The 26614-nt window shown below is 36.2% G+C and carries 25 protein-coding genes and 4 pseudogenes; 18 read left to right on the top strand and 11 right to left on the bottom strand.

Going from position 1 to position 26614, the window contains the following annotated elements:
- Positions 1-5 precede the first annotated feature (5 nt).
- Positions 6-836 carry an SDR family oxidoreductase gene (locus tag QF028_RS11790; RefSeq protein WP_429465593.1) on the top strand — a complete coding sequence of 277 codons (831 nt, stop codon included), beginning with the start codon at positions 6-8 and terminating at the stop codon, positions 834-836.
- Positions 837-1005: 169 nt separating this feature from the next.
- Here QF028_RS11790 and QF028_RS11785 read toward each other — a convergent pair whose 3' ends face one another.
- The 3 genes from QF028_RS11785 to QF028_RS11775 form a co-directional block, all read right to left on the bottom strand.
- The gene (locus QF028_RS11785) at positions 1006-1413 is read right to left on the bottom strand and encodes a cupin domain-containing protein (protein WP_429465591.1); all 408 of its coding nucleotides are present in this window, start codon (positions 1411-1413) and stop codon (positions 1006-1008) included.
- Between the two features lie 82 nt (positions 1414-1495).
- Complete coding sequence (locus QF028_RS11780; RefSeq protein WP_429465589.1) at positions 1496-2359, bottom strand: aldo/keto reductase; 864 nt, start codon at positions 2357-2359, stop codon at positions 1496-1498.
- Between the two features lie 97 nt (positions 2360-2456).
- Positions 2457-3212 carry a carboxymuconolactone decarboxylase family protein gene (locus tag QF028_RS11775; protein ID WP_429465587.1) on the bottom strand — a complete coding sequence of 252 codons (756 nt, stop codon included), beginning with the start codon at positions 3210-3212 and terminating at the stop codon, positions 2457-2459.
- Between the two features lie 215 nt (positions 3213-3427).
- Between QF028_RS11775 and QF028_RS11770 the strand changes: the two genes are divergently transcribed.
- From QF028_RS11770 to QF028_RS11750, 5 genes and pseudogenes are all read left to right on the top strand, one after another.
- Positions 3428-3973 carry a TetR/AcrR family transcriptional regulator gene (locus QF028_RS11770; RefSeq protein WP_429472284.1) on the top strand — a complete coding sequence of 182 codons (546 nt, stop codon included), beginning with the start codon at positions 3428-3430 and terminating at the stop codon, positions 3971-3973.
- Positions 3974-5062: 1089 nt separating this feature from the next.
- Positions 5063-5905 (top strand): annotated as a pseudogene (locus QF028_RS11765) (reverse transcriptase domain-containing protein); the annotation flags it as partial.
- A gap of 547 nt (positions 5906-6452) precedes the next feature.
- A complete protein-coding gene (gene ltrA / locus QF028_RS11760; RefSeq protein WP_429465585.1) occupies positions 6453-7697 on the top strand; it encodes a group II intron reverse transcriptase/maturase in 1245 nt (414 codons plus the stop codon).
- Positions 7698-7854: 157 nt separating this feature from the next.
- The gene (locus QF028_RS11755) at positions 7855-8184 is read left to right on the top strand and encodes a hypothetical protein (protein ID WP_429465583.1); all 330 of its coding nucleotides are present in this window, start codon (positions 7855-7857) and stop codon (positions 8182-8184) included.
- 95 nt (positions 8185-8279) lie between these two features.
- The gene (locus QF028_RS11750) at positions 8280-8729 is read left to right on the top strand and encodes an HNH endonuclease signature motif containing protein (RefSeq protein ID WP_429465581.1); all 450 of its coding nucleotides are present in this window, start codon (positions 8280-8282) and stop codon (positions 8727-8729) included.
- A 227-nt stretch (positions 8730-8956) separates the two neighbouring features.
- Here QF028_RS11750 and QF028_RS11745 read toward each other — a convergent pair whose 3' ends face one another.
- Entirely contained in the window at positions 8957-9718 is a 762-nt protein-coding gene (locus tag QF028_RS11745; RefSeq protein WP_429465579.1) for an SDR family oxidoreductase, read from the bottom strand.
- 46 nt (positions 9719-9764) lie between these two features.
- Positions 9765-10139, bottom strand: coding sequence for a MerR family transcriptional regulator (locus QF028_RS11740; RefSeq protein ID WP_429465577.1), 375 nt, complete (start codon positions 10137-10139; stop codon positions 9765-9767).
- Positions 10140-10735: 596 nt separating this feature from the next.
- Between QF028_RS11740 and QF028_RS11735 the strand changes: the two genes are divergently transcribed.
- From QF028_RS11735 to QF028_RS11725, 3 genes are all read left to right on the top strand, one after another.
- Entirely contained in the window at positions 10736-11056 is a 321-nt protein-coding gene (locus QF028_RS11735) for an ArsR/SmtB family transcription factor (RefSeq protein ID WP_429465575.1), read from the top strand.
- A gap of 14 nt (positions 11057-11070) precedes the next feature.
- Positions 11071-13662 (top strand): heavy metal translocating P-type ATPase, encoded by a 2592-nt coding sequence (locus tag QF028_RS11730; RefSeq protein WP_429465573.1) that lies wholly within the window; start codon positions 11071-11073, stop codon positions 13660-13662.
- Between the two features lie 582 nt (positions 13663-14244).
- Positions 14245-14382 (top strand): hypothetical protein, encoded by a 138-nt coding sequence (locus QF028_RS11725; RefSeq protein WP_410888038.1) that lies wholly within the window; start codon positions 14245-14247, stop codon positions 14380-14382.
- 784 nt (positions 14383-15166) lie between these two features.
- On the opposite strand, the gene QF028_RS11720 is transcribed toward QF028_RS11725, so the two are convergent.
- Entirely contained in the window at positions 15167-16174 is a 1008-nt protein-coding gene (locus QF028_RS11720; RefSeq protein WP_429465571.1) for a DUF3231 family protein, read from the bottom strand.
- A 272-nt stretch (positions 16175-16446) separates the two neighbouring features.
- Here QF028_RS11720 and QF028_RS11715 point away from each other — a divergent pair, with 272 nt between their 5' ends.
- Positions 16447-16731, top strand: a complete 285-nt coding sequence (locus QF028_RS11715) for a hypothetical protein (protein WP_429465569.1) — start codon at positions 16447-16449, stop codon at positions 16729-16731.
- A 293-nt stretch (positions 16732-17024) separates the two neighbouring features.
- Here QF028_RS11715 and QF028_RS11710 read toward each other — a convergent pair.
- Both QF028_RS11710 and QF028_RS11705 read right to left on the bottom strand, forming a co-directional pair.
- Positions 17025-17207, bottom strand: a pseudogene (locus QF028_RS11710) (DMT family transporter); the annotation flags it as partial.
- Positions 17208-17834, bottom strand: a complete 627-nt coding sequence (locus QF028_RS11705; protein ID WP_429465567.1) for an isochorismatase family cysteine hydrolase — start codon at positions 17832-17834, stop codon at positions 17208-17210.
- Positions 17835-18273: 439 nt separating this feature from the next.
- Between QF028_RS11705 and QF028_RS11700 the strand changes: the two genes are divergently transcribed.
- Positions 18274-18834: an HPP family protein gene (locus tag QF028_RS11700; RefSeq protein ID WP_429465565.1), complete on the top strand. Its 561-nt coding sequence runs from the start codon at positions 18274-18276 to the stop codon at positions 18832-18834.
- Positions 18835-19135: 301 nt separating this feature from the next.
- On the opposite strand, the gene QF028_RS11695 is transcribed toward QF028_RS11700, so the two are convergent.
- Positions 19136-19600, bottom strand: coding sequence for a low molecular weight protein-tyrosine-phosphatase (locus tag QF028_RS11695; RefSeq protein ID WP_429465563.1), 465 nt, complete (start codon positions 19598-19600; stop codon positions 19136-19138).
- Positions 19601-20197: 597 nt separating this feature from the next.
- On the opposite strand from QF028_RS11695, the gene QF028_RS11690 reads away from it, so the two are divergent.
- From QF028_RS11690 to QF028_RS11675, 4 genes are all read left to right on the top strand, one after another.
- Positions 20198-21178, top strand: a complete 981-nt coding sequence (locus QF028_RS11690) for an NADPH:quinone reductase (RefSeq protein WP_429465561.1) — start codon at positions 20198-20200, stop codon at positions 21176-21178.
- A 210-nt stretch (positions 21179-21388) separates the two neighbouring features.
- Positions 21389-21691 (top strand): hypothetical protein, encoded by a 303-nt coding sequence (locus tag QF028_RS11685; protein ID WP_429465559.1) that lies wholly within the window; start codon positions 21389-21391, stop codon positions 21689-21691.
- A 427-nt stretch (positions 21692-22118) separates the two neighbouring features.
- Positions 22119-22349, top strand: coding sequence for a hypothetical protein (locus tag QF028_RS11680; RefSeq protein ID WP_429465557.1), 231 nt, complete (start codon positions 22119-22121; stop codon positions 22347-22349).
- 236 nt (positions 22350-22585) lie between these two features.
- Positions 22586-23029: a carboxymuconolactone decarboxylase family protein gene (locus QF028_RS11675; RefSeq protein WP_429465555.1), complete on the top strand. Its 444-nt coding sequence runs from the start codon at positions 22586-22588 to the stop codon at positions 23027-23029.
- Between the two features lie 121 nt (positions 23030-23150).
- Here the strand turns inward: QF028_RS11675 and QF028_RS11670 are convergent.
- A pseudogene (locus tag QF028_RS11670) lies at positions 23151-23324 on the bottom strand (integrase); the annotation flags it as partial.
- A gap of 395 nt (positions 23325-23719) precedes the next feature.
- Between QF028_RS11670 and QF028_RS11665 the strand changes: the two are divergent.
- Both QF028_RS11665 and QF028_RS11660 read left to right on the top strand, forming a co-directional pair.
- On the top strand, positions 23720-24151 hold the full coding sequence (locus tag QF028_RS11665; RefSeq protein ID WP_429465553.1) for a DUF192 domain-containing protein: 432 nt from the start codon (positions 23720-23722) through the stop codon (positions 24149-24151).
- A gap of 201 nt (positions 24152-24352) precedes the next feature.
- Positions 24353-24520, top strand: a complete 168-nt coding sequence (locus QF028_RS11660; RefSeq protein ID WP_429465551.1) for a hypothetical protein — start codon at positions 24353-24355, stop codon at positions 24518-24520.
- Positions 24521-24598: 78 nt separating this feature from the next.
- Here the strand turns inward: QF028_RS11660 and QF028_RS11655 are convergent, their stop codons facing one another.
- Positions 24599-24781 (bottom strand): hypothetical protein, encoded by a 183-nt coding sequence (locus tag QF028_RS11655; protein WP_429465549.1) that lies wholly within the window; start codon positions 24779-24781, stop codon positions 24599-24601.
- Between the two features lie 355 nt (positions 24782-25136).
- Between QF028_RS11655 and QF028_RS11650 the strand changes: the two are divergent.
- A pseudogene (locus QF028_RS11650) lies at positions 25137-26150 on the top strand (IS110 family transposase); the annotation flags it as partial.
- Positions 26151-26614: the final 464 nt, after the last annotated feature.

Raw genomic sequence — 26614 nt, 5'->3', positions numbered from 1 at the left:
GTACAATGAAAGAAGTTATTCTTTGGACCGGTGCTGGACAGATTGGCATGGCGATAGTAAGAAGAATTGGCTTTGGTAAGAAAATTATTGTTGGTGATAAGAACCTAGATAATGCCAAGGCTATTGCAAAATTTATGGAAGAAGCCGGATTTGATGTGGTGCCTTTCGAAACGGACATTTCTTCCAGAGAATCTATTTTAAAATTGATTGCAGAAGGTCAGAATTACGGTGAAATCACTGCTCTTATCAATGCAGCTGGTGTGTCACCTAGTCAGGCACCTATTGAAATGATTTTGAAGGTGGATTTGTATGGAACCGCAGTATTGCTGGAGGAAGTAGGTAAGGTCATAGCTCCTGGAGGCGTTGGTGTAACAATTTCCAGTCAGTCTGGACATAGAATGCCTCAATTGGGGACTGAAATTGACGAACAGCTGGCAACGACACCAACTGAAGAACTCCTTAGTTTAGAGGTCCTTCGACCAGAAAACATCAAGGACACGTTGCACGCTTATCAAATGGCGAAACGGTGCAATGTGAAACGGGTGATGTTTGAATCTATACGTTGGGGGGAAAAAAACGCTCGTATCAATTCCATTTCTCCAGGGATTATCGTAACGCCATTGGCTATAGACGAATTCAATGGTCCAAGAGGAGAATTCTATAAGAATATGTTTGCCAAGTGCCCTGCCAGACGCCCAGGAACAGCTGATGAGGTTGCAAATGTGGCTGAGCTGCTGATGATGCCGCAGGGAGCATTCATCACTGGGTCTGATTTCCTAATTGACGGTGGAGCGACTGCTTCATATTTTTACGGACCACTTAAACCAATAGAATAATGAAAGGAATCTAAAAAATGCTGTCTCAATTAGAAATGAGGCAATTTTTTTTGATAAATATAGTTGAACTGGGAATTAATAGACAGAACATCTTTTATCCAAAAACTTCAATGCTTAGGATTGGTATTAAAAAAGCCCTGTATAACAGGGCAATTCTTACACTCAACTATTATTTTACTTTGTTATATTCCTCATCTGATACTGGTTCCAACCATTCAGGAGTACCTGCGGTGATTGCAATGTGTACAAACCAGCTATCTTTTGTCGCTCCATGCCAGTGTTTCACGCCATCATGGGTGACAATAACATCACCAGCTTTTAATAATTGAGCAGGTTTTCCCTCTTCTTGGTACCAACCTTCTCCACCAGTTACCAATAAAATTTGAAATCCATCATGATGAATATGCCAGTTATTTCTGCATCCTGGTTCAAAAGTCACATTTCCTACACCAATGTTGACTTCAGGATCAGACACTAATCCTTTAAGATAACTTTGTCCCACAAAAAATTGTGAAAAAGGATTTTTTTCGCCTGCTGGGAAAATAACACCATTTTTTACTTCTTCATGTTTTGCCATTTTATTTCCTCCAATAAATATCATTAATATTTGTATCCTCGAGATGATCAATTGCTATAAAAAGTCCCCATTCATTACTTGTTTATTTCAATTTCCCGCCAAATACCGGAAAGAAGCTATGCTCGCCATAATTCTGGATGTGCTCTACATTCTTCAAAGTCTCCATATCTGCATCGCTGATAACAAAATCAAGTTCTGCATTGATTCTCATGTGATCTGGATTTGCCGTCTTAGGAATTACTACAAGACCAAGCTGGATATCATAACGTAGGCAAAGCTGAGCAACAGATACTCCATACTTATCAGCTATTACCTTAACCTCTGCATTATCGAGAACTGCACCGTGTGCAATAGGTGAATATGCCTCTACCAGGATGTCATTCTTCTGGCAGAATTCAATTAGTTCCAAAGGAGTATTGCTCACATGTGCCAATATCTGATTTACCATAGGCTTGATCTCACAGCTTGCAAGAATGTTCTCTACATCATCCTGAAGGAAGTTGGAAAGACCGATTGCCTTTACCTTGCCTGTCTTATAAGCATCCTCTATTGCTTTCCATACTTCTTTGTTTTCCTCGAAGTAACGGTTCTCCTCACGGAACTCCGTCCAAGGCTGTGGGCTGTGGATAATCAGAAGATCAATGTAATCCAGTCCCAACTTTGCTAAAGACTCATCAATGGACTGCTTAACTGCATCATAGCTTTTTAGTTCTGCAGCAACCTTTGTCGTAATGAAAAGTTCTTCTCTTGCGACACCGCAGGAACGGATTCCTTCGCCCACACCAGCTTCATTCATATAAGCTTGAGCAGTATCAATATGGCGATATCCGATAGATACCGCATCATGCACTGCCTGTGCTGCCTGTGCATCGTCAAGCAGCCAGGTACCAAGACCTAATTTTGGAATTTCTACAGCATTTGATAATTTGTAAGTTTCGTTAAACATGTTTTTGTCTCCTTTATCAGTAAGTTCTTTCATTTATTCTTCAGTTCTGCCGGGTAAAAGTTTTACAATAATATGTGGAATCCCCTATTCTCATTTCTTAATTTTCAGGAATAATTTCATTAACGCATGCTAATGCGTTCAGCGTTCTCGGAAAGCCCATATATGGAAGGCAGTGGGTAATAGCCGTAATCAATGTTTCCTTGTCATTGCCCACATTTACGTTTCCCTGCACATGTGCCTTCACTTGACCTTCAGCACCGCCTAACGCACTAATGATACAAAACGTCAACAACTCCCGTGTTTTCAAATCAAGCCCGCCACGGGTATAGAAATCTCCGAAGCAAAAAGCGGAAAGATAATCCTGTATATGCTTTTGATTTGACGGGGCATTTTCCCGCATTTTTGCAATAACATCACCAAATATCTCTACTTGTACGGCAAGCCCTTTATCAAAACGATTATCTTCATCTACAGTCTTTTGACTTTCAACAGGTAAAGCGATATTCTTGGCTTTAAAAACCTCATTGACTACATTGATAGCATTTAATGTTTTTGGGAATCCAATATATGGAGCACACTGGTAAACAGCCTCTTTGATTTCTATAGGTGTTAACCCAACATTTAGAGTCGCACTAACATGTGCTTTTAGTTGAGGCAACGTCTGGTTGGTCGAAAGAACCACCAGGGTAATCAACTCACGGATCTTATCGTCAAGTTTACCTTGATAAAATACTTCCCCAAAAATGAAATGACTCAGAATATCTTGAAAATCAGGATCTGTAGCATGTGCGGCAGTTACACCCTCACCAAATAGCTGTTTGAACTTTTCCTTGCTCTTTTCAACACGGTCCATAATTATACCTCCTCTATTAACTCCAATATTATTCACAAGTTAATAAAATTTGATGTGTTACTAAGACGCATGTTGATACGTTATCGCACATCTGTGTATAATATAAAATGAAAAGAGGATGTCTGCAATAATCAAAATGCCATGATTTGTGCGTTATTGCACAAGTTAATTAAAATTGTACGGTAAGTTCTAAGGAAAGTTAGGTGATTACTACAATGTCTAGGGTGGATAGAAGAGTACAAAAATCTCAAGAAGCAATAAAAAATGCTTTTATTGAACTGATGTCTGAAAAAAACTTTGATCAGATTACGATACAAGATATTTCCGACCGAGCAAATGTCGGTCGAAGAACTATTTATGATCATTATATGGATAAATTTGATCTCCTGGAAAAGCTGATTGAAGAACATATTAACGAACTAAGGAAATTGTGCGAATCGGCAGCTGAATTAAGTTTTGTTGAGGGAAATTTGATTTGGTTTGAATATTTTGAACGTAATTATCAATTTTTTTCAACCATGTTAACGAGTAAAGGAGCCCCGGCTTTTCGTAGTCATTTCCTGAAATTTGTAATCGAGGAGTTAGAGGGGGAAATAGATGTAACCAAAGGAAAAAATCAAGGATTAAGTAAGGATATAGTTCTAAAATTTTTTGGTGCTGCCATCGTAGAGACAGTAATAGCTTGGATCACTAATGGATTATCTGAACCAACTCAAGTCGTGGCAGAACAAGTGGGGATTTTGCTAGATAGGAATTTGTAATTATAGGATAGTTCTTACAGATAAAAAGAGATTGTGAAGAAATATACTTAAACTATATGAATGCTTTTGTTGAACAATCGGGTTGATGCTGCAACCCCTTTTCTTATTCGACTACCATGAAAATAAGTTTCTTCAAGATTAGAAAATGACATTACTTAAGAAGACCCTGCTCAATCGTTAAAAAAAGAGGAGAGCGATAATTAATGAGTCTATGGATTAGGGTTGACTGGATTAAGGTCAGTATCAGTATTGACACTTCCTAACCATTTTCATTCTCTGTGGTGAAGCGCCGATTTTTGCGCTTCATGGATGGCTAACGGGCAGGTTTGTTGTGCGAAATGTTTCTGGCTTAAATTGAGATTGGTCACAATACTCAGGTAAAGGTCGGACAGCTCCTCTCGGAACTGAAGGGTTATATCGAAGAATCAAATGATGGGGTAACGCCCTGAAGGGTTCTCTCTTAGTCGAATAGCATTTGATTTAGTAAGAATGAGAGTGTTATAAGCTCGGCAAAAAGGCGTGAGAAATTACCGTAGCAGTTCGGCTGCCGAAAGCCTACTCGATGGAGTGGTGTAATTCATGATGCTTGAGTTGAATGAATATGGTGAGGATGCGAATACATCTAAAAGAAAAAGGTTAAGCTGACGAACTTCTGAATGTACGGGTCTAAACCTGCAATACATAGAAATGTGTATTATCACCAAATTGTGAGGTTAGCTGTGGGTGAGTAAGAATAACAAATATGAAAATCCATGATACGTTATAGGCGTTTGAATGCTAACAGGCTTACAGGAAGCACCTAAGTTCATTCCATAATAGATATAATTCAACGTTGTAAACTGATAACGTGGAGGGCTTACTCCCTGAGAATCGTTGGCAAGGAAAGCAATAATGATATTAGTTACCGTATAACTTGCCTTTATATCAGTGAAAGTGGTGGCACAGTACCAATGAAATGTTTAATCAACATGGAGGGATAGCCACTATACTAATGAAGAATCATTCAACCATGTAAGGCAGATTTTTATCGATTAATAAGGTTCTTGTGAGACTAAAAGAGGTTTAACTCCGAAAGGAGTTGCCGACTTATTGAAACGGAAAAAGCTGAGGCACAATGAGTATTATAATTTACAGGAGTGCTTTGACTCTTTGTACGCTCAAAGTGTCAGTGGTAAAAAGTTTTATGGATTAATAGAATTGATGAGTTCTAATGAAAATATTCGTCTTGCCTACCGTAATATCAAAAGAAATACAGGTAGTAAAACGGCAGGAACTGATAATCTTACGATTAAAGATATTTGTCATTTATCTGTGGAAGATGTAATAAACACTGTTCAAATCATGTTTAAAAACTACAAACCTAAAATGGTTAGACGAATGTTTATTGAAAAAGGAAACGGAAAATTTAGACCCTTAGGGATTCCAACCATCTGGGATAGAATTTTCCAACAGTGTATTCTACAAGTATTGGAACCCATTTGTGAAGCCAAATTCCATAAACATAGCTATGGATTTCGACCAAATAGAAGCACCCATCATGCCAAAGCAAGGTTCGAATTTCTTGTCAATCAAGCTGGGCTTCATCATTGTGTGGGTGTCGATATAAAGGGCTTCTTTGATAATGTGAATCACGGAAAACTTTTGAAACAGCTTTGGTCATTGGGGATCAGGGATAAGGTATTACTCTCAATTATCTCAAGATTATTAAAAGCGGAGATTGATGGAGAAGGAATACCAGCCAAAGGAACACCGCAAGGTGGAATTTTATCACCCCTATTATCAAATGTCGCTCTTAATGAACTTGATTGGTGGATAAGTAATCAGTGGGAAACATTCGAAAGCAACTTTAAATATAAGACTAGTGGAATCAAGTATCAAGGACTTAAAAAATCTGGGTTAAAAGAATGCTTTATCGTCCGCTATGCGGACGATTGTGTGCCACGAAAGCAACCAAAGTGTGCGTAAGCACATAAGGAAGCTATGCTGCACTCAAGATGAGAGTTGGCCTCTCGTAATCGCTATACAGGTAGAGATTACAAACCACCTTAAGGTGCTGTAGTCAAAAGCTATGGTATTGAGCGTTAAGGAAAAGGCAGAGCCAGACTTTGTCAGGTACATATTAAGGAGACGAAAACCATTGAACCGCTGAAGAAGTATCGAAAGCGTAGGGATGTCATCAAAACTGAGGGGGAGTCGTTAACTCAGGAGAAGTTCGGAGGAAACCTGTTTACTGTCCGTTCGGTGACCGGTATAAAGGCGGCGTGAACTTAATATAGGCTTGAGTGTGGAACGTGGGAACCTACGACATGGATGTTAAGGGAGAAATTCAAGTGGAAGCCCCACAAGAATCAGAGTACCAATGCCATGTATAGGGGCGGAATAACCCGTAGTAGTAATGAAACCTCCTAACGGAGGTGGAACAAAGGGGTTATGTTATTCAGTTTTATGAGCAAGTCAACCATTTTAGTGGGAGGAACTTATGAGTAAAACAAAGCCATATGCGATATCTAAAAAGGTAGTTTATGAAGCTTTTCTAAGAGTAAAGGCAAATAAAGGGTCAGCTGGAAGTGATGAAGAGTCAATAGAAGAATTCGAAATGAATCTAAAAGATAATCTCTATAAACTATGGAATAGAATGTCCTCAGGAAGTTACTTTCCCCCAGCAGTAAAGGCTGTAGAGATACCGAAGAAAGCTGGGGGTACTAGGACATTAGGGATTCCAACTGTTGCAGATAGAATTGCACAAATGGTTGCGAAACTGTACTTTGAACCTTCCGTAGAACCTTTCTTTCATGAGGACTCTTATGGTTATAGACCTAACAAAAGTGCCATTCAAGCTTTAGAGATAACACGTAAAAGGTGTTGGAAATACAACTGGGTTCTAGAATTTGATATTAAAGGCTTATTCGACAACATTGATCATGGATTACTAATAAAAGCAGTGGAAAAACACACAAATATTAAATGGGTAAAATTATATATTAATAGATGGCTAAAGGCACCTTTTCAAACGAAAGAAGGAGTAATAGAACGCACTTCTGGTACACCGCAAGGTGGAGTCATAAGTCCTGTTCTTGCAAACCTTTTTCTACATTACACATTTGATAAATGGATGACTATTAACCATCCTAATAATCCATTTGCGAGATATGCGGATGACGCAGTCATTCACTGTAAGTCAGAAGCAGAAGCAATGAGATTGCTTGAATCTCTAAACAATAGGATGAACGATTGTAAGCTTGAACTGCATCCAACCAAAACACGAATTGTATATTGTAAAGATGAAGATAGGAAAGAAAATTACGAAAATACTTCATTTGATTTTCTTGGATACACGTTCAGACCAAGACGTTCGAAGAATAGATGGGGAAAGCATTTTATTAACTTTACACCTGCGATTAGTAACAAAGCTAAGAAATCAATTAGGCAAAAAGTGAGGGACTGGAAACTACAGCTGAAAGCTGAAAAGGACCTTACGGACCTATCGAATATGTTTAACTCTAAAATCATAGGCTGGATTAATTTCTATGGCAAGTTCTACAAATCTGAAATGTACTCAACGTTAAGGCATATTAACAAAGCCTTAATAATGTGGGCGAGGAAGAAATACAAAAGATTGGCTCGTCACAAGAAGAGAGCAGAATATTTCTTAGGTAGAATTGCAAAACAAAACCCCAAGCTCTTTAAACACTGGGAAATGGGTATTAAGCCTACGGCTGAATAATGGGAGCCGGATGAGCTGAGAGGTTCACGTCCGGTTCTGAGAGGGACTACTGGGGAGGTTCCAGTGGTCTACTTGCCTCAAGGTCCTGTGTCGAACACGTTCTCAAGCGATTAAAATGAATTATGCCATCAGAGACTTTTTGAAGACTAGACTACATTTGGAAACAAGTGAAGAAAAATCTAAGGTAATTATCCTAAAGAAAAACTCTTCCGAGTTTCTAGGTTTCTCAATTAAAGCAGTAAATAAAGGTAAAACGAGATTTGGTTATGTAGCCAAGTCCAATATGACTAGAAAAGCAAAAGTAAACGCCTCTAACAAAATTAAAGAGGCTATCAAAATAGTGCAGAAAAAACCTAGTGCCAAAACAGTATGGAATTTTAACACCATCGTAATGGGGATACAGAATTATTATTCGGCAGCCACTCGAATTACAATCAATCTTAATGAGTTAAACTCTTGTCTTAGGAAAACGTTATACAATCGCTAAAGAAGCTTAGAAAAGACGCAAATTTTCAAGATATGACAAAGACTTTACAAAAGAGGTACAAGGGATACAAATCACAATTATATAAGATACAGACCATGGTGTTTGTCCCTATCTATGCCCAACGGCATAAAACAAGCCTATGTTTCTCGCAGGTTACGTGTAACTACACTACCGAAGGTAGAGAAAAGATACATAAAAATCTAAAAGCGATTAACAAAACTGTCTTATCCTCTTTTATTCCAAATCGGACAATTGAATATAACGACAATCGAATTAGTAAGTTCATTGCTCAGTATGGTAAATGCGCTATATCAGGGGTGGAACTAGGCATTAATGATTGGCACTGTCATCATATGAATCCTTATCATCTTTCAAAAGACGATACCTATTCAAATCTAGTAATCCTGCATGAAGCAGTCCATCGATTGGTACATCTAAAAGATAATGAAAAGATAAAAGTACTTTTAAAGGGCTTAAATCTTTCCAAAAAGCAAAAAGAAAAACTTAATAAACTTCGAACACAATGTCTTAATAAAGCAATTTGATTTCGGAAAATAATAAAATCAATCTAAGAAGATACATAGAATTGAATGAATTGGATTAGTTGGAGCGCCGTATGCGATTAAAGTCGCACGTACGTTGCGAGCAGGGGGAAAAGGGGTCGATAACTTCAAACCCTTACCTATCTGTCATGAAAAAGCAATGGCTAATAAAAAAAACTCGCTACTGTAGCGAGTTTTGCCCTTCATGTCCCAACATGAAGCAAAGATAGTTATTCAATTGTATTTTTCATTGCATTGTACATATTTGCTACGTGTTCATCGACTTTATCTCGTGACATGCGTAGTCGTTCCACTGAAGTACCATATCCAATTTCATGTTTTCCCTCTTCTAATCCTTTAAAAATCCCATCTGCGAATTCATCTAACGGTTCTCCATGAGTATGCAACCCTGCTCCGCCTAAATCTGTATTCACTGCTGGAGGAGCAACTTCAATTACTTCTACAGATGAATCAGAAAGTTGGTGTCGTAGACTCATTGTAAATGAATGAAGTGCCGCTTTCGTTGCTGAATAGATGGGAGCAATGGCAAACGGAGTAAAAGCTAACCCAGATGTGACGTTAATGATAGTCGCTTCTTCTTTTGTAGCAAAAAATGGAGCAAATAGCATAGACAGATGGAAAGGTGCTTCAATGTTTGTTGTGATTTCGTTATTGAAATAATTCCAATTGTTCTTCGCATCTGCTTTTAACACATTAAAACGTTGTTGAATCCCTGCGTTGTTCACTAACACATTCACTTCTGGATAGTTCTCAGTTACCCAATCAAACAATGATACACGCTCAGATTCAGTGCTCAAATCACTTACATTGGTAATAAGGTCTGGGAATTTTTCTTTTGCATTTTGAAGTACATTTTCACGTCGTCCAGTAACGATGACTTTATTTCCAGCTTTTATAAAGCGTTCTGCGAAAGCTAATCCTATCCCAGCACTTCCACCTGTAATAAGTATTGTATTTCCTGAAAGTTTCATTTTAGTTCCTCTTTTCTAATTATTTCTTCACTTAATAAAAACAAATTTATACCTTTTCTGGAACAGAGCGTTTTGTATAACGCGTAATTTTCAAGTCAATCCTCTTTAAAGATTCTGTCATTAACGAAATTTCATCTAGCACTGACAGCTTGTGGTTCCTCATTATTTCAAGTCGGAGTTCAATGGTTTTGTCTCCTTCTACTACCCAATCAATATATTGCTTAATACCACTAATGGGCATGTGCGTATTTTTTAAACAAATAACGGTTTCAAGGAGTGAAATTTGATCTTCTGAAAATAACCTCCTACCTGCTTCATCACGCTCAATTAGTGGCAGTAGTCCCTTTTTTTCATAATAACGTAACGTTGATTCTGTAATATTGAATTTTGCTGCAGCTTCGCTAATTGAACAATATTTCATCGGGAGACCTCCAAATTTTATCTTTCCTTGTCGACAGGATTATGATACGACTTAAACCGTGGTTTAAGTCAACAAAAAAACTAAAAAAAATTTGATTCTGTACCAGTTAATGAATTCAGACATATGGTACAAAAGGAAAATCAAAGAAAAATAACATTTCTTTGAATAGAGATATAATGTGGACCACAACAGTTAAATCATTAATAATTCCACACTAGAAACAAAAATGTGAAAAGGTGAACTTAAATTAACGGGTGCAAGAGTAAAATAAAAGGATCGCTGCGTTCCTTTTGCTTGTTCCACTAAAAGGGCAGGTTAGTTGACGAAGCATTCAAAAATTTTTATTAAAAGGATACATATAAATAAAAGCACTCACAATTTTGTGTGTGCTTTTTTGCTTGTTATTCTTTTGGCACCAGAGAAGGTAGTTTTCTAATTATTATATTTCTTATCACCCCAACCTTCTCCTGCTACTGTAATCGAACTAACATTTATCCCAATTTTTATTAATAATTGACACACATATTAGTGCTTGCTAATATGATAACATCAGAACATATTAGTGCTGTCTAATATGATTGGAGGTAAAGTTACCGATGGCAAAAACAGATGTTGATTTGAAGGTAAAGTTTCTAAGGGGATTTTCAGATAAAACAAGGATTCAAATTCTTGAATCAATTAAAGAACAAGAAAAAACTGTTTCAGAGATTGTAGAGGACCTCAATGGTAAGCAATCAAATATATCCCAACATCTAGCCTGTTTAAAAGGCTGTGGGCTTATTGTTGGCAGACAAGACGGTAAATTCATTAAATATAGTTTACGAAATCAACAAGTAAGTGAGTTACTAACAATGTTTCACACAGTGTTCGAAGAAGTACAAACTGATATAGCTTGTTGTGAGAATCATATCGACTAAGGTGGTGAAATAATTTGGCTGATAAATGTTGCAGTTCTAAAGAAATACAGAAAAATGATAAAGATGAAAATAAAAGTTGTTGCAACGATAAATTAAAAACATTAGAAAATGTTGTGGAAATAAAGACTTCTTGCTGTAGCAGTGAATCTCTTGCTTTAGAAAAGCCTAATGCGGAAAAAAGCTCTTGCTGTAGCAGTGATTCAATTGCCTTAGAAAAACCTAACGGTCCAAAAAGCTCTTGTTGTAGCAGCAAGGTTGAAGAACTATTAAAGGACATTCCTCTTTCGTCAGCTACTTCTGAAGAAAAAGTTGTATATCGTGTACACGGAATGGATTGTCCAGCTTGTGGTGTCACAATAGAAAAAGGGTTAAGTGCTTTAAAAGGGATTAGAGATGTAACAGTGAACTACAGCACAGCAAAACTACAGGTGGTTGGAGATGTCGGTTCGTTTGATCAAATTGAAAACCAAGTTCAAAAACTTGGTTATAAGGTTGAATCGCTTGAACGGAACACAAATATGAGGACGTACAATGTCGAAGGAATGGATTGTGGTAGTTGTGCGAAAAGTATCGAAAACCATTTGAATACTTTACCTTCAGTGCGAAATATAAGTGTGAATTTTTCTACAGGAAAAATGAAGATTGATCACGACAATAGCGTTGATGATATCGTTTCAGAAGTAGCTAAAATCGGTTATAAAGCGTCCTTACTTGCAAAGAGAAGTAAAGTTACCGAAACTCCTAAAAACAACCAAGGAAATGGTTTAATCATCTTTTCAGGGGTTTTAATAGCTCTTGGGTTTATTGGGTCATACAATGGTATCTCAACATTAATGAGTAATATTTTGTACGCGATAGTCATCGTTTTAACTGGATATAAGCCTGTGAAGAGTGCTTACTATGCTTTAAAAAGTCGTTCACTTGATATGAATGTATTAATGTCAGCTGCGGCAATTGGTGCTGCATTTATTGGTGAATGGTTAGAAGGGGCAACCGTAGTTTGGCTATTTGCTTTGGGTATTGTTCTACAGAATCGTTCAATCGAAAAGACTAGAAATTCAATTCGAAATTTAATGGATTTAGCTCCACCAGAAGCGTGGGTGTTAATTGGCACTGAATTGGTTAAAAAGCCTGTTGAGGAGATTTCCCTTGGTCAGATAATCATTGTTAAACCAGGAGATAAAATTCCATTAGACGGAGAAATCGTTCAAGGTGTATCCAGCGTAAACCAAGCTCCTATAACAGGAGAATCTATTCCAGTTGATAAGGCAATTGGTGATACTGTTTATGCCGGTACGATAAATGAGAGTGGCTCACTTGAAATCAAAGTAACGAAGTTAGTTGAAGATACAACCATATCAAAGATTATTCACTTGGTAGAAGAGGCACAAGAACAAAAAGCACCAACCCAAGCGTTTGTTGATAAATTTGCAAGTATTTATACACCAATTGTTTTCATATTAGCTATAGCTATTATGGTCATACCTTCCATTCTTGGATTAGGTACTTGGGCAGAATGGTTTTATAAGGCTCTTGAACTATTAGTAGTGGCTTGTCCTTGTGCTTTGGTTATTTCCACTCCTGTAGCGATTGTTTCTGCTATTGGTAATGCGGCTAAAAATGGTGTTTTAATTAAAGGTGGATCATTTTTAGAAGTCACAGGATCTATAAATACTATTGCTTTCGACAAAACAGGTACATTAACTGAAGGAAAGCCAACAGTTTCTGAAATAAGAGCACTAGCCACTTCAGAAGAAGAGTTATTATCATTTGCTCTGACATTAGAGGATTATTCAACTCACCCAATTGCTAAAACCATAGTAAACTACGCAAAAGAAAAGGGCATTCAATCAAAAAATGGCCAGTTATTTAAAAGTAATGTTGGTAAAGGGGTTCAAGCTACTATTGATGGAGTTATTCATTATGCTGGGAATCTCAAACTGTTTGAAGAAATGAATGTTTCATTAGGTAATGTAAAAACAATAGCAGAAGAGGTTCAAAGTAAAGGGAAAACAGTAGTTATTATCGGTACGGAACAAAAGATAATGGGTATAATTACTGTCTCTGATGCTATACGTAAGACAACGATTAATGCCTTAAATGGTTTAAAACAAGTTGGTATAAATCAAACCTTAATGTTGACTGGAGATAATGAGGGAACAGCTAAAATGATTGCCTCTGAAGCTTCAATTGACCGTTATTTTGCTGAATTAATGCCAGAGGATAAAGTAGATTCTATTCAGCAATTACAAAAAGAAGGTTATAAGGTAGCAATGGTTGGAGACGGCATAAATGATGCACCAGCACTTGCAACGGCCGATTTAGGGATTGCAATGGGTGGTGCTGGAACAGATACAGCGATGGAAACTGCTGATATTGTTTTAATGGCAGACAATCTCGAAAAGCTGCCTCATACAATCAATCTCAGCAGAAAGGCATTAAAAATAATTAAACAAAACATTTGGTTTTCATTAATTGTAAAGTTTATTGCCCTATCTTTAATCTTCCCTGGATGGCTAACATTATGGATAGCCGTGTTAAGTGATACCGGTGCTGCCATAATTGTAATTTTAAATGCACTACGCCTATTGAAAGTTAAAGGTTAAAAAAGATACGATATTTATATCCCAAGATTAATCTAGTTTTGGTGAATTTACTTATTCCATTATTCAGTGCGATGCTTTAACAAGGCATCGTCCTTTTCTGGTTTGATCCACAAAGCAGATTGTGAAGAATTGTACTTAAAGTAACGGGTGCTTTAGTTGAAGAACCGCTCGCTGGTCCTGCGAAGTAATTCAAGACTAATAACCACCGGTTCTTAAATTATGGCATCCATCCTGGATGGCTTTTTCGTTCGTTTACAAATGTATACGGAAGTTTTCGAGTGTAATCATTAAATTTGTCGGGTTTTAATTTCCCTAAATCATTCATAAGCCACGATTTCCTTCGGCTTTCCCCTTAGCGGAAATGATCCGTGCTGCGTCACTGAATTTTCATTTGTAATGTAAAAGATTTGAAGATATACGTCCTTCATAATAATCATCCTCGATGTTTTTTGCTGTAATAACTATGCCATATAAAGACACCCTGTGGCAAAGCATGCGGGTCTGACTAAGCGGGCATAAAATCTTGGTTACTGCTACATACTATATTTATCAAAATATTTTAATGAATTGAGGTTTTTCAAAATGGATGAAATGAGAACTACTAATCAAGTAGAAGAAGTAAATAAACACCTTAAAGAAATTCCCAAAGAAGCCGAAGCAAGAAGAATTGAAAATCAGCCTCAAACTGGTAAAAACGAGAAAGCCATCGAGCCGTTTTAAGCACATAAGACCTGTAGGAAAGCCGCAGGTCTGATCTGACGTGGATAACAATAAAACAGAGTAAGGGAAATTTCCCATACTCTGTTTTATTTTATGGAATTGTTTGCTTTACACTGCAGGAGCTCTGAAAAGGAGGCTTTTATCTGAATCATAATAAAAAAACTGGTGCATTTTTCCTAGTTGAGGCTAAAAGAAGTATGACCGTCAATGTGACGGTCACTTTTTGTTGTTGAACTAACTGGCAGTTATCTACATTATTCTCATCAAAAAGTTGATAGAATAGCTCTTTTATCTTTGACTATATGTAGCCATTGATAAGGCGTTTAAGGACTTGACTTGGAGCCTCTGTGGGTACGATTTGTCTTGAAAGGCTGAAGCAATTGTTTCATCAGGCAAACGAGCCTATCATACCCAACTCTCCAAGTAAAGTCCTATGTTTGTATACGTTGAATACTATAAATAATTACTGAATATAACCATTCCACAAAGTTAAAAATCTGCTTTTTTTATATCATAAAATACGTTGAATACGATAGAAAATTATACTGTAGATAATGGCAGGTTAGTTAAACAAGAAACATATTAATTAATGGAATTATTTATTAACACTTTGCTAAAGTTAGTCTTGGATATTTACAAGAAGTTCTAAAATTTATGATTTAAGGTCGTCCAATAACTGGTAGAGCTAATGACCATAATAATGTTCCGATTGCATCTTTATCCACATCGATAAATCCTACTTTCTTTCATAGTTTTAAAGTTGTATCACACCCCCTTAAACACTCTAATCCTTTGCCAAACCTTTATGGTTTGGGGCTTGCGGAGGTTGTTCCAACCATTCGTTTTCAATCATTAAGTTTACACCATCTTTAGCGTATTGAGCATTTTCTACTGTTAAACGAACATAAGATGCTGCAATATCCATTCTTAAACTTGCTGCTGAAGCAGTTGCATAGTTCGAAATACTTGATGCAATTAACAATGTAATATGAAACATGATTAATTTATCAGAAAAAGGTGTGAAAGTTGAATCTGTGACTTCAAGGTCCCATGCTGCCGGTGATGGAATGTCATCCTCAGTTAACATGGATGAAAACAGTTGAATATGTTTTTTAGATATTTCTTTACCTCTATTACAATAATCACTAACCTTTTCAGACTTCGCTACTTGGGCAAAACCTTCTAAAAGAGCTCTACCAACTTCATTTGCCTCAATATTTGCTGCAATATGAGTAATTTCGATTACATTTAGAGGTCTATTATTTAAATTTAAAAAACCCCCTAAATACTTCTTTTTATCAATGAAATCAACACTATCAGAAGTTGAAACATAAGGTGGTCTTACAAATAATCCCTTTGATAATAAAACGTTGGCTGTTTTATTATATAGTTCTATTGAGGCTTGTATTGCTTGACTTAGGAAATCACGGACATCAGAATGTGCGGAAGTTGCCAAAGCCACACCATATATAGATAAACCAACTTTTGACATATTTTTAATATAATATAAGTAAAAAGCATCTGAATATAGACGTGGAGAACTTGGACTTACATCTTCGTCAGTAAAGCCAAATGGAATTGGTTGATTATCTTTTTTTAGTATTTCTTTGCTCATATTTAATATTTTTTGTGATATATTAAGTGCAAATTCTAAAATTGATTTTATATCTGGTTCATCCACGTTAGCCAAAAAATATTCCATAATACATTTAGAAAAACTGTTGTTCACATAGCTACTCCACATAATTGAAATTTCAGAAGATGTCAATCTTGGATTATGTTCTCTCTCCATTTTATTCCCTCCCATAAATCGATAATTATAATATCCACTAGTAACTGGTAGTATATTCAAATTCCAAGAAAATTATAGTAACCGACTAAGTCTTTATAAAATCAGAGAATCTGATTAATTATAGAATAAAAATCTTATTCAAGTAACGGGGGCTTGAGTTAAGCAAGGGGTACCACGGTACCCTCTTTTTTCTTATTCAGCTACGGGGCAGGATAATTGAAGAACATATTTGTTAATCTAAAGAAAAAAGAAGATAAATTGAGGTAATAAAAATGTATGAATTTAAAGAAGAGTTCGATAAAAAAGAAAAAAAATATAAGATTTACCTATTTTTATTTATTATCTCTGTTTTAATAAATACATTCATTGACATTTTTGATTTGGGAATTGAAAAAGTTTCTGGAGTTCGCATAGTTATTAGCCTTTTAATATACAGTGTAATCCTTTATTTTGGATTGCGTAGAAAGTTTTGGGCTGAGCTTATGATTAAATTTTTTGTCTGGCTAAATATTATTTTATTGTTCCTCATTATTACTGTTAAGATTTTAGGGTTGTAGTTCAAATTAAATTTTAATGATCTTCAACTAACTGGTGCTTGAGTTGAACAATCAGCTGCTATTCTTGGTGGCTTTTTCTTATTGTGCAACGGGCAGGTTAATGGAAGAAGGGATGGTATTATAATTGTAAAAGATGGAAAATGAGGAATAGTGGGAGGGGAAATTGCACTTGAATAAAACGCAAGTAAAGGCTTAGTAGTTTTATTTAATAAGAAAGAGCCTAATTTTAGCTTAAAATTAGGCTTTTTATAATCCAAGACATTGTAAATCAATAGTTTATTATCTCTTTTTTATTATGAAACAAGTTTTAGTCCTATCGCTGCACCTAAAACCATAGCTATGAATACTAACCTTTTCCAATCTTTTGATTCACCATAAAAAAGCATTCCCAATATTGCTCCCCCTCACGCACCAATTCCTGTCCATATCGCATAAGCTGTCCCCATAGGGATCCTCGGAAGAGTTACTGGATAGAATTATAATTGAGAGATCGCATGTTGAGTGGACCACGTAGCACTGCTAAATGCCTGATAATTTGTCATTGCTGCTTGAAAGTCTTTATCACTTATAGTAGCAGTGGCATCATAAACAACAGCTGTTTGGAATCCATTTTCGATTAAGTCTCTCATATGCGATTCCACACAAACGTTTGATAGGGTGCCTGCCAAAATAACCTTTTCTTTCCTTTGCTGACGTAATTGGTAAACTAAATCATTTGTCTGTGGGCTAGCAATTTTATGGGCGGTCGCAATGATTGTTCGCTTATCTAAAATGTAAGGCTTAAGTGATGGAACCCAGTCAGCTCCTACAGTAGGAGGAGTATAAGCATTTTGTTTTTGATATACCTGAAGCTTTAATAACATTTTTTGTTCAGTTCCAGTAAATTGCCAACTATAATCATGCGGATAAATATAATGGGGGGAAATAAAAAGTTGATATCCTTTACTTATAGCTGTACTTATTAGAAGTTCAAGGTTACCAAGTGTGTTGTACTGCTCAATAATTTTTTTTGTTAAATGGTATCCTTTACCTCCAGGGGACAGAAAGTCATTTTGTGGGTCCGTTATGACAATTGCTGTATTACCGGGATTAGGTATAAACATTCTTTTTTCCTCCAATTCACATAAGTAAATATCCTGTCTTTTATATTCAACTATTGTTCTTTCATGAATATATATTGATGGAGGCTTGGACACATTCTGGTTTTAATGTAGCTTTGGTATTATATTAATACAGTTCCCTTCAATGATCGGTCTAGGCGTAACGTAAAGCGCTTGTTCAACTAAAGGGTGCTAATGTTGAAGATCCAGCTGCCATTTGGCGGCTTTTTCTTATTGAACTAAAGAAGCAGGTTAGTGGAGTAAGAGTCTCTTCAAAGTCTATAGACACGCCAAAGAAATTTGTTGAGTTGAATCGAAATTATTTAATGAAAATTCGGATATATCTTTAAATATTCATGATTTTCCTATAAAATAATTTGGTATGGTAGAAATCCTGACATTCCTTGTCAAATAGTTAGAAAGCTGGAGGAAAGAATTAGTTATGGTTCTTGAAAGAAGTCTTAGGAAAAATTGGAATAATCCAATAATGATAGGTATAGCTGCGTATTTGAAGAAAATGAAGGGGGAGGCTAGAAAAGAATCAAACATTGATTATATTGATTCTATTATTTCAGCTTTAGGTGGACTCATTGCTATTATTGCGATTGGTTTTGTAGCTGTTTATTCAGGATATCCCATGGTACTAGCTCCTCTTGGTGCAAGTTGTGTACTTGTATTTGGCGCCCATAAAGGACCCTTGTCCCAGCCTCGACCTGTGATTGGAGGACATTTATTCTCTACCACTTCAGCACTTATAATTTGGAGAATACTAGGTAATAGTTTATTCACTATTGGTCTAGTATTAGCTATTGTATTAATTATAATGACCATTACAAAAACTGTTCATCCTCCCGCAGCAGCTAGTGCTTTTGTTGCTGTCAATTCTCAAGCAGGATGGGGACTCCTTATTTCAGTTGTGATTTGTACTGTACTGTTAGTTCTTTTATCAACCATCTTTAATAACTTATTTCAAACAAGGCAATATCCAAAGCACTGGTTATAACATTAGGAAATGAAATATCTAATGAGTTTCGGATTAGTCTCCTTGATCATTGTATAACTAACATCTTAATCTCCGAAATCGGAAAGGAAGACATCACTGACTTTGGCAGAATAGTAGCTCCCATCCCAGGGACTACTAACGCGATAATGATCGAACATTTAAGCATTTACAAACAATATTCGGCTCGAAGCCGGTGTTGTGTTGGAATTTTTGTTTAGTAAACAGACTTTACAATTTCAAAAAATTGCTTCAGTGAAATAGAAATTGTTTTGATCGTCGGATTAAGATGGATGCCTTGTTGTTATAAGTTTTGTTCGCTGCGTATTTTATTGAGTAATACCTGGCAGCCTGCTGAAACAAGACGATAGGTTTCATCAAAATCACCTGTATAAAATGGATCGGGGACATCTTTCCTGTATTTGGTCAGGTCAAGCAGCCTAATGATCTTTGGATGATTAGGCTTGCCGGTTATCCTGTAAATATTTTTTATGTTGCTTTCGTCCATACCGATAATATAGTCGAATTTCCAAAAGTCTTCTTTCTTTAGTCGGCGTCCAACAATCCCATTAGAAGAGATATTGTATTTCTTCAGAATATCAAGAGTTCCTTCGTGCGGAGGGAAGCCGATTTGCCATGAACTGGTTGCAGCGGAATCAACTGCGATTTTGTTTGTCAAATTTTCTTTTTTGACTAAGTTGCGAAACAAAGCTTCAGCCATCGGTGAACGGCAAATATTCCCCAGGCATACAAATAAAACGTTGATCATGTACTTAACCCCTTTAATTGATCTTATTTTTTTATTTTAATAGTCTTTTTTGAATTGAATTATGTATATACAAAATAGTGGATTGGAAGGTGTGTTGTTTTGCACACTCCAGCCGTTATTGGGGTCTTTTAATACCAAGCTGCTCCAGCGATGATAAGAAATATAAACATACAAAGATTAGAGCAAACCAGCTTCCTAAGCACCATCTGCCATGTACAGTGCCTTCTTTTCGTTCGTAATCACAAAGTATGTACAAAACAGAAAAATGGAACGGCGCTAGTGCTATTTTTAGAGACTGTTTCCCAAGAAATCCTTGTGTTTTGTCTTTTAGTGTTAAAATAACTCTTTTTTGTGTAACAGCTGAATTGTAAAGAACTTCACTTAAGCTAAAGGGGGCTTTCCTTAAAATCTGGCTGCTAATTACGGCAGCCTTTTCTTATTGAACTAAAGTGGCAGGTTAGCCGAATAAGTAATCGTTTTTTAAGAGTAGGAAGTTGTAATTTAATGTACGAATTTGTGGGAACTAATAATTCAAACCTATATATTACTGTGAATTCTAATCTTTCGATATATAATAACTACGAGGAGGTTGGTAACATGAAAGCAATTCAAGTTACACAATTTGGTGGACCTGAGAAATTAGTATATACAGAAGTTGGGGATGTAGTAGCAGGAAAGGGAGAGGTATGTGTTCGATTATATGCGGCGGGCGTCAATCCGAGTGATACTTACACATTAACAGGTACATATGCGTTTTGTATACCTCAGTTGCCTTATACCCCAGGCTTAGACGGTGCTGGGATTGTGGAGGCAATTGGAGAAGAAGTCACAAATGTTCGTGTTGGTGATCGTGTATTTATTGCGTCCTTAATGCGAAGTTATAGTACAGGCACATTTGCACAAAAAGTAGTATGTGATGCAACTTTGGTTCATCCATTACCAGACCATCTATCTTTTGAACAAGGTGCAGCATTAGGGGTACCTGCATTAACAGCATATCGTGCACTATTTCAACGTGCCTGTCTGAAGCCTGGTCAAACCGTGTTTATTCATGGAGCCAGTGGTGGGGTTGGATTACAGGTTGTGCAAATGGCGAAATCTCACGGTGCTAAAGTGATTGGAACAGCAAGTAAGCCAGAGGGTAAAAAAATGGTTCAGCAAGCTGGTGCTGATTTTGTCATTGATCATGTGACAGAAGCAACGATTGAAGATGTGCTAGACTTAACAGATGGCAATGGACCTGATGTAATTATTGAGTTTTTAGCAAATAAGAATTTAGAAACAGATTTTAAGCTGATTGCACCATTTGGTAAAATTGTAATTATTGGAAATCGTGGTTCAATAGAAATAAATCCACGACTTGCAATGCAAAAGGAATGTGATATTTTAGCAACATCTCTTTGGAACGCACCAAAAGATGAATATGAACAAAGCATTCATGGTGTAATTGGCATGCTAACAAGTGGTGCACTTCGTCCAATTATTGGTACAACTTTGCCGCTCCAGCAAGCGTCGCAGGGCTTTGAACAGCTAGCAAAAGGTATAGGGAATGGTAAACTTGTTTTGATAATTGACTAATTATTCTACATAATTAAAAGCACTCACTCAATAATTTTTATTAAAAGGCAACTATTTTGAAACATTGTGAAAAATTTAAAGGGTGCTTATGTTAAAGGTGGGATGGCTGCGGCGATCCCGTTTTCTTATTGTGCTATCGGGGCAGTTTAATTGAAGAGGAACAACTGATAAAATAGCTATAAATCAAATTTAAAAAGGTGTTGTTATTTTGTGGGACAAGTAAGAATGTACAGAATATCTCTGCTATCAATATTGGTTTTTATGGTAGCAGGAATATTATTGTTTCTATTGTCCATTATGGCTTTAAGAGCTGCCCCAATTGTGTCAATTTTGATGGTTATTTTTTCAACTTTCACGATAGGCTCTTCAATTTATCTTTGGCGAAAAAGAAATGAAGGCAAAGGATTTTATTGGGATGATGAAGGAATTGTAATTGACTTAAAAAGTAATAAGGTTTATTGGGATGAAATTGAAGACATTCAATTGTTTAAAAGTAGTACCACCAGTTTTTGAAAGGCTACTGTAATTTACCCTCACTATACAAATCATGAAAAAATAAAAATGCGTCGTAAGAAATTACTGCCAACACCTGCACATTCAATTGATTGGATTTTAATCGAAAAGCCAAAGGAATTTCATAATAATTTAATGAAAGTTTGGGAGGAAAAAAATAGTTTGCAAAAATAATGTCAAACTTTTATTGCATTCCTTCTTATGGGAAACCCTCTATTTCTTAATTGAACTTTATAGTCTTGCTGATACCACCCAAACACATCCACTCCTCGAAAGTAATTGGTCTAATTTAACACAACATATTAAGAAATATGTGGATTCTTATGCTACTCCATTTAAAGAACTTATAAGACAACTTAGAATAAAAGAATGAGGCTAGTACTCTATCCAACCAACGGGTGCTTTAATAAACTTATGGAGGCTTATTTTGAAAATAGAAGTAAAAGATGACGACAAAGTAATAATTGATGACTTTGAATTTTATGGTCATATTGACCAAAAACAACGTTGTTCAAATTGCAAGTTTAATTTAGTATACTATGAAGATTTTGATGCTTATTTTTGTCCTAAATGTAATTATTGGACTGAATCTAAATGCAGTGACCTTGTTTGTGAATACTGTCCTAATCGCCCTGAAAAACCATTACCACTCAAATAGAATTCTTCAACTAACGGGTGCTTGTGTTTAAAAGGGAATGCTGTGGCGATCCCTTTTTGGATTCAACTAAAATCAGCTTTCTTCAACAACGGAGAGAATCAAATAAAAAGGTAAAATTAGGATTGATGGCGAATGGATAATGTTAATCGGCGATTAATATTATCCATAATTGTTGTTAAAAGTTCTATTTTTAGTTCAATTATTTATTGTATAAACTTTTTTAGGAGGTAATTAAATTGGAACAACAAATTGATTATTACAAGGTAGCACCAGAGGCACTTAATATAATGATGGAAATGGAGAAGTTTACAAAAACTACAGGTATAGACCGTAAACTTCGTGAACTTATAAAAATTCGGGCTTCCCAAATAAATGGGTGTGCATATTGTTTGAGTATGCACACAGCAGATGCTAGAAAAATGGGAGAAACGGAACAACGTTTATATTGTATTAGTGCTTGGAAAGAGTGCACATTTTACACAGATGCAGAAAAAGTAGCTTTAGAGTTAACTGAACATGTGACATTAATACCGACAAAACGTGTTCCAGATGAGCTTTATCAACGAGTACGTGAACACTATGACGAGAAACAGTATGTTGACCTTGTTCTAATTATTAATCAAATTAATAGTTGGAATAGAATTTCTATTGCAATGGGGAATACAGCAACTGAAAAATAATTATTCTCGGGCGATCATCATTTGGGTGTTCGTTACAGGTTGTAAACAAAAGGCATCCAAATGAACCAAGTTGGATGCTTTTTTCCATTTTATACTTATATAGAGTATCAAAATCCCCCCTTCTATCTAAGGAAACAATTTCTCCTAATCGGCATCCTGTGGAGAACATGAATTCAAACAGAGCCTTTTCCATTGGGAAGCAGCAGGCTTCCCGTAAATGCTCAATTTCCACTTCGGTCAAAAATTTAGGGATTCGTTTCCCGGTTTTAGGTTCTTTTATTTTAGCTGCAGGGTAAGCGTATAAGTAAGGCGGATTGTAGTTTATATGCTTTTATTGTTTATGGCGAAAAGCCCTCAATACGTTTATCAGATTCTACGTTTCCCATGCTTTAGATAATAACAAATTTCATCTCTCCCAAAAAAATTCTTTTTTTCAGGAGTTATCGACCTGATTCTAAAAATTGAAACGGGCAGTTCTTATTAAGCTAAAGGCTCATTTAGTTTAATAAAACTGACAATCATTTTATATATTGTAGATGTGGTTATTGAAAATAAAGTATTAAATGGAAAACCATATCATAAGTATTGGAAATGAAAAGGAGTTTTTCTCGGTTTTTTTTCTTCTTGTTTTCGTTTTATCTCCAACTTTCTTCCTTTTTATTATAAAGGGAAAATACAAGGTGAGTGACTATGTTGAAAAATAGAATAAAATTAATCGGTTTTCTTTTTGGTCAAGAAAAAGAAAGAGATCTTCAAACAAAAATGATTAAAGTATCCAGTGGAGAAAGGACAATCAAATTAACCGTTCAAGTTGCAGATACTCAAAAAAAAAGAGAAAAGGGCTTAATGTTTGTTGGAAAATTATCCGAAAACGAGGGGATGCTATTTGTGTTTTCAGGAAAAACATATGGCGGTTTTTGGATGAAAAACACCTTAATTCCTTTATCTGTTGCTTTTCTTGATTCAGATGGGAAAATTCTAAAAATATTAGATATGGTGCCTTGTAAATCAGATGAATGTCCTACTTATGATCCGAAACTTTCTTATCATTATGCTCTCGAAGTCAATCTTGGATGGTTTGAAAAGAATCAAATCAAAGAAGGGGATTTTGTAAAGTTTTAAAAAAATCATCTCACCTCTATGAGTTCGTAGAGGTGAGATGATTTTTTTATGGCGGCTAATTCCCCCTAAGGATTAGCTACTCCATTCTTTCGAGATAACCCTCCCAGGGACCCTTCGTTAGAATGGATTTTTTATGTTATTTAAGTCTAAGGGGTTAATTTTTTTAAAATTTGCACACTCTATAAATCGGAGGTGAGCAAAATGGAAAACCAAAATAATCGTCAAGGAAATAATAATCGTGAAAATAACAATAACAACGGCGGAGTTATGAACAATATTGGCAAGGCAATTGAAAATGTTGTTGACGCAGTTACTGGTGATAATCAAAATAATCAACAAAAAGGTCGTAACAATAACAACAATCGTTAATATTTAAACTAAAACGCCAAATAATGGCGTTTTTTTAAGTCTTAGAGGACATCATTCAATCGCTTCATCTGTTTTGTCTTAATGTTCTGGTGGAGCAATAACCGGGTTAGTGGGGGCATTTGAGTTTGTTGAAACATGAGCGGTTGCTCCTGGTGATTCACCACCGCCTGAAATGGAGCCTGCAAAAGATGGTATACCTTCCCCGTTTTTAGTCGGTTGAGCTGCTGTTTTTAAACCTGTTATATTTTTCATGTCTGGCATGTTTTCACCTCCTTTAAAATAGTTTGCACTTTTAAATTATTTTCTATTATGAATGTAACAATCTAGATATAAGGTTACATTCGCGGAAATTAGGAGAACCCTTGAGCCATAAGAGATTGAAGTATAAATTTAGTTTACGCGCGACCAATAAAAAATACTTGTCCCTGTCTTTTCGAAGCGGAACAAGGCTTGCGACATACCATCCACTATATCATCATGTTTGTAATTCGGAAAACTGACCACTTCTTCAACGAAATCATAATATGTACCGTTATTTTTCTTTTCTTATTGAGGATACGACTAATAAATCTTTAATTGGTTTATCCGATACTATAAATGACTTTTTATATTGAGGATTAAGTTTGTGGCAGTAAACCCTTTGCACGTTAAGAAAAGCAAGGAACTCGGTGATAATTCGCCAACTAAAAACGATGTAAAGGACGCCAAAGTAATAGCTCAGCTGGTCAAAGACGGAAGATACGCCGAACCTACGATCCCACAAGGAGTTTATGCCGAGCTCCGAGTGGCAAAGAAAATTCGCGATCATTTAACTGATGATCTTCAAACTGTCCAAGGGCAGGTTCACAACTGGATTGATCGGTACTTTCCAGAATTTCTAACGGTCTTTAAAAAGTGGGAAGGCAAGGCAGCATTGCAATTTTTAAAACTATATGCTTTACCACGTGAGAGAGTAAAATTCTCTGAAGAAGAACTGCTTACCCACTTAAGAAAAGCCGTTTCCCGGAGTGTGGGGCTTAATAAGATACGAGAGTTAAAGCAAGCAGCCAGTAAGTCCATTGGATTCCGGCAAGGCTCTGATATGGCTAAACTGGAGCTGAAAACTTTACTAGATAAATATGATTTATTCCAGCTTAAATTCGAAGAATTAGATTCCAAAATAGATATTTTACTTGATGAAATACCAGGTGTACCACAAATGTTGGCCATTAAAGGTGTTGGAAGGGATACGGTTGCCGGTTTCTTTGCGGAAGTAGGTGACCTCAATGACTATACTCATCCCCGACAAATTATTAAGCTGGCCGGCTTAAGTTTAAAAGAAAATACATCCGGTAAGCACAAGTGGAAAACGACCATCACAAAGAGGGGACGTAAGAAACTAAGGGCCCTCTTGTTTAGAGTATGTATGATACTAGTAGCTAAGAATTCAGCTTTTAAAGAATTACATGCCTACTATACTCAACGTTCTGATAATCCATTAAAGAAGATGCAATCCCTTATTGCTTTATGTAATAAGCTGATCCGTATTTTCTTTAGCATAGGTAAAAAGCAATTTGAATTTAGCGAAGAAAAGATGTTAAAGGATATTCCTCATGTGTCAGTAACAAAGAAGGCAGAACTGGCTGCTTAATTCTGTTTTAAATTAGATTAAATAGTAATTGCATTATAGATTTGGGTACATTTGAAGCACGGATTAGTCGGCAAAGCAACTAAATTACGGGCAAGGACCCTGTGGGGCAGCATGGCTGACATCCACCTCATGGAAAGGTTGGACGAAGGAATTTGAGAGCGAAGACTCTGTGAGGCATGGGAGGGTTGACCTCCATGAGAAATGTGGACATCCACCAGTGCGATCATATTTTAACTCATCAACCAATTTCTTCCAAGTGATTGGTTAGTGGGCTATAAGTCTTTTTTCTCAAATGGTCCAGTTTTATCCTTTTCAGTAATGTTCACCCAACTATTAAGTGATTACCGGAAGGTAAACTACTATGAAAATCTAAGAAAAACGGAGAAATCGTGAGATTTTGCTTTCTTTATTGAGGGAGCATTCCTGTATTAAAGCTAAGATTGTGAAAAAATGCACTTAAACTA

The organism is Neobacillus sp. B4I6 (genome assembly GCF_050434045.1).
Classification (GTDB): domain Bacteria; phylum Bacillota; class Bacilli; order Bacillales; family Cytobacillaceae; genus Neobacillus.
Note: the sequence above shows the minus strand (reverse complement) of the source record. Positions and strands in the feature narration are given on the sequence as shown.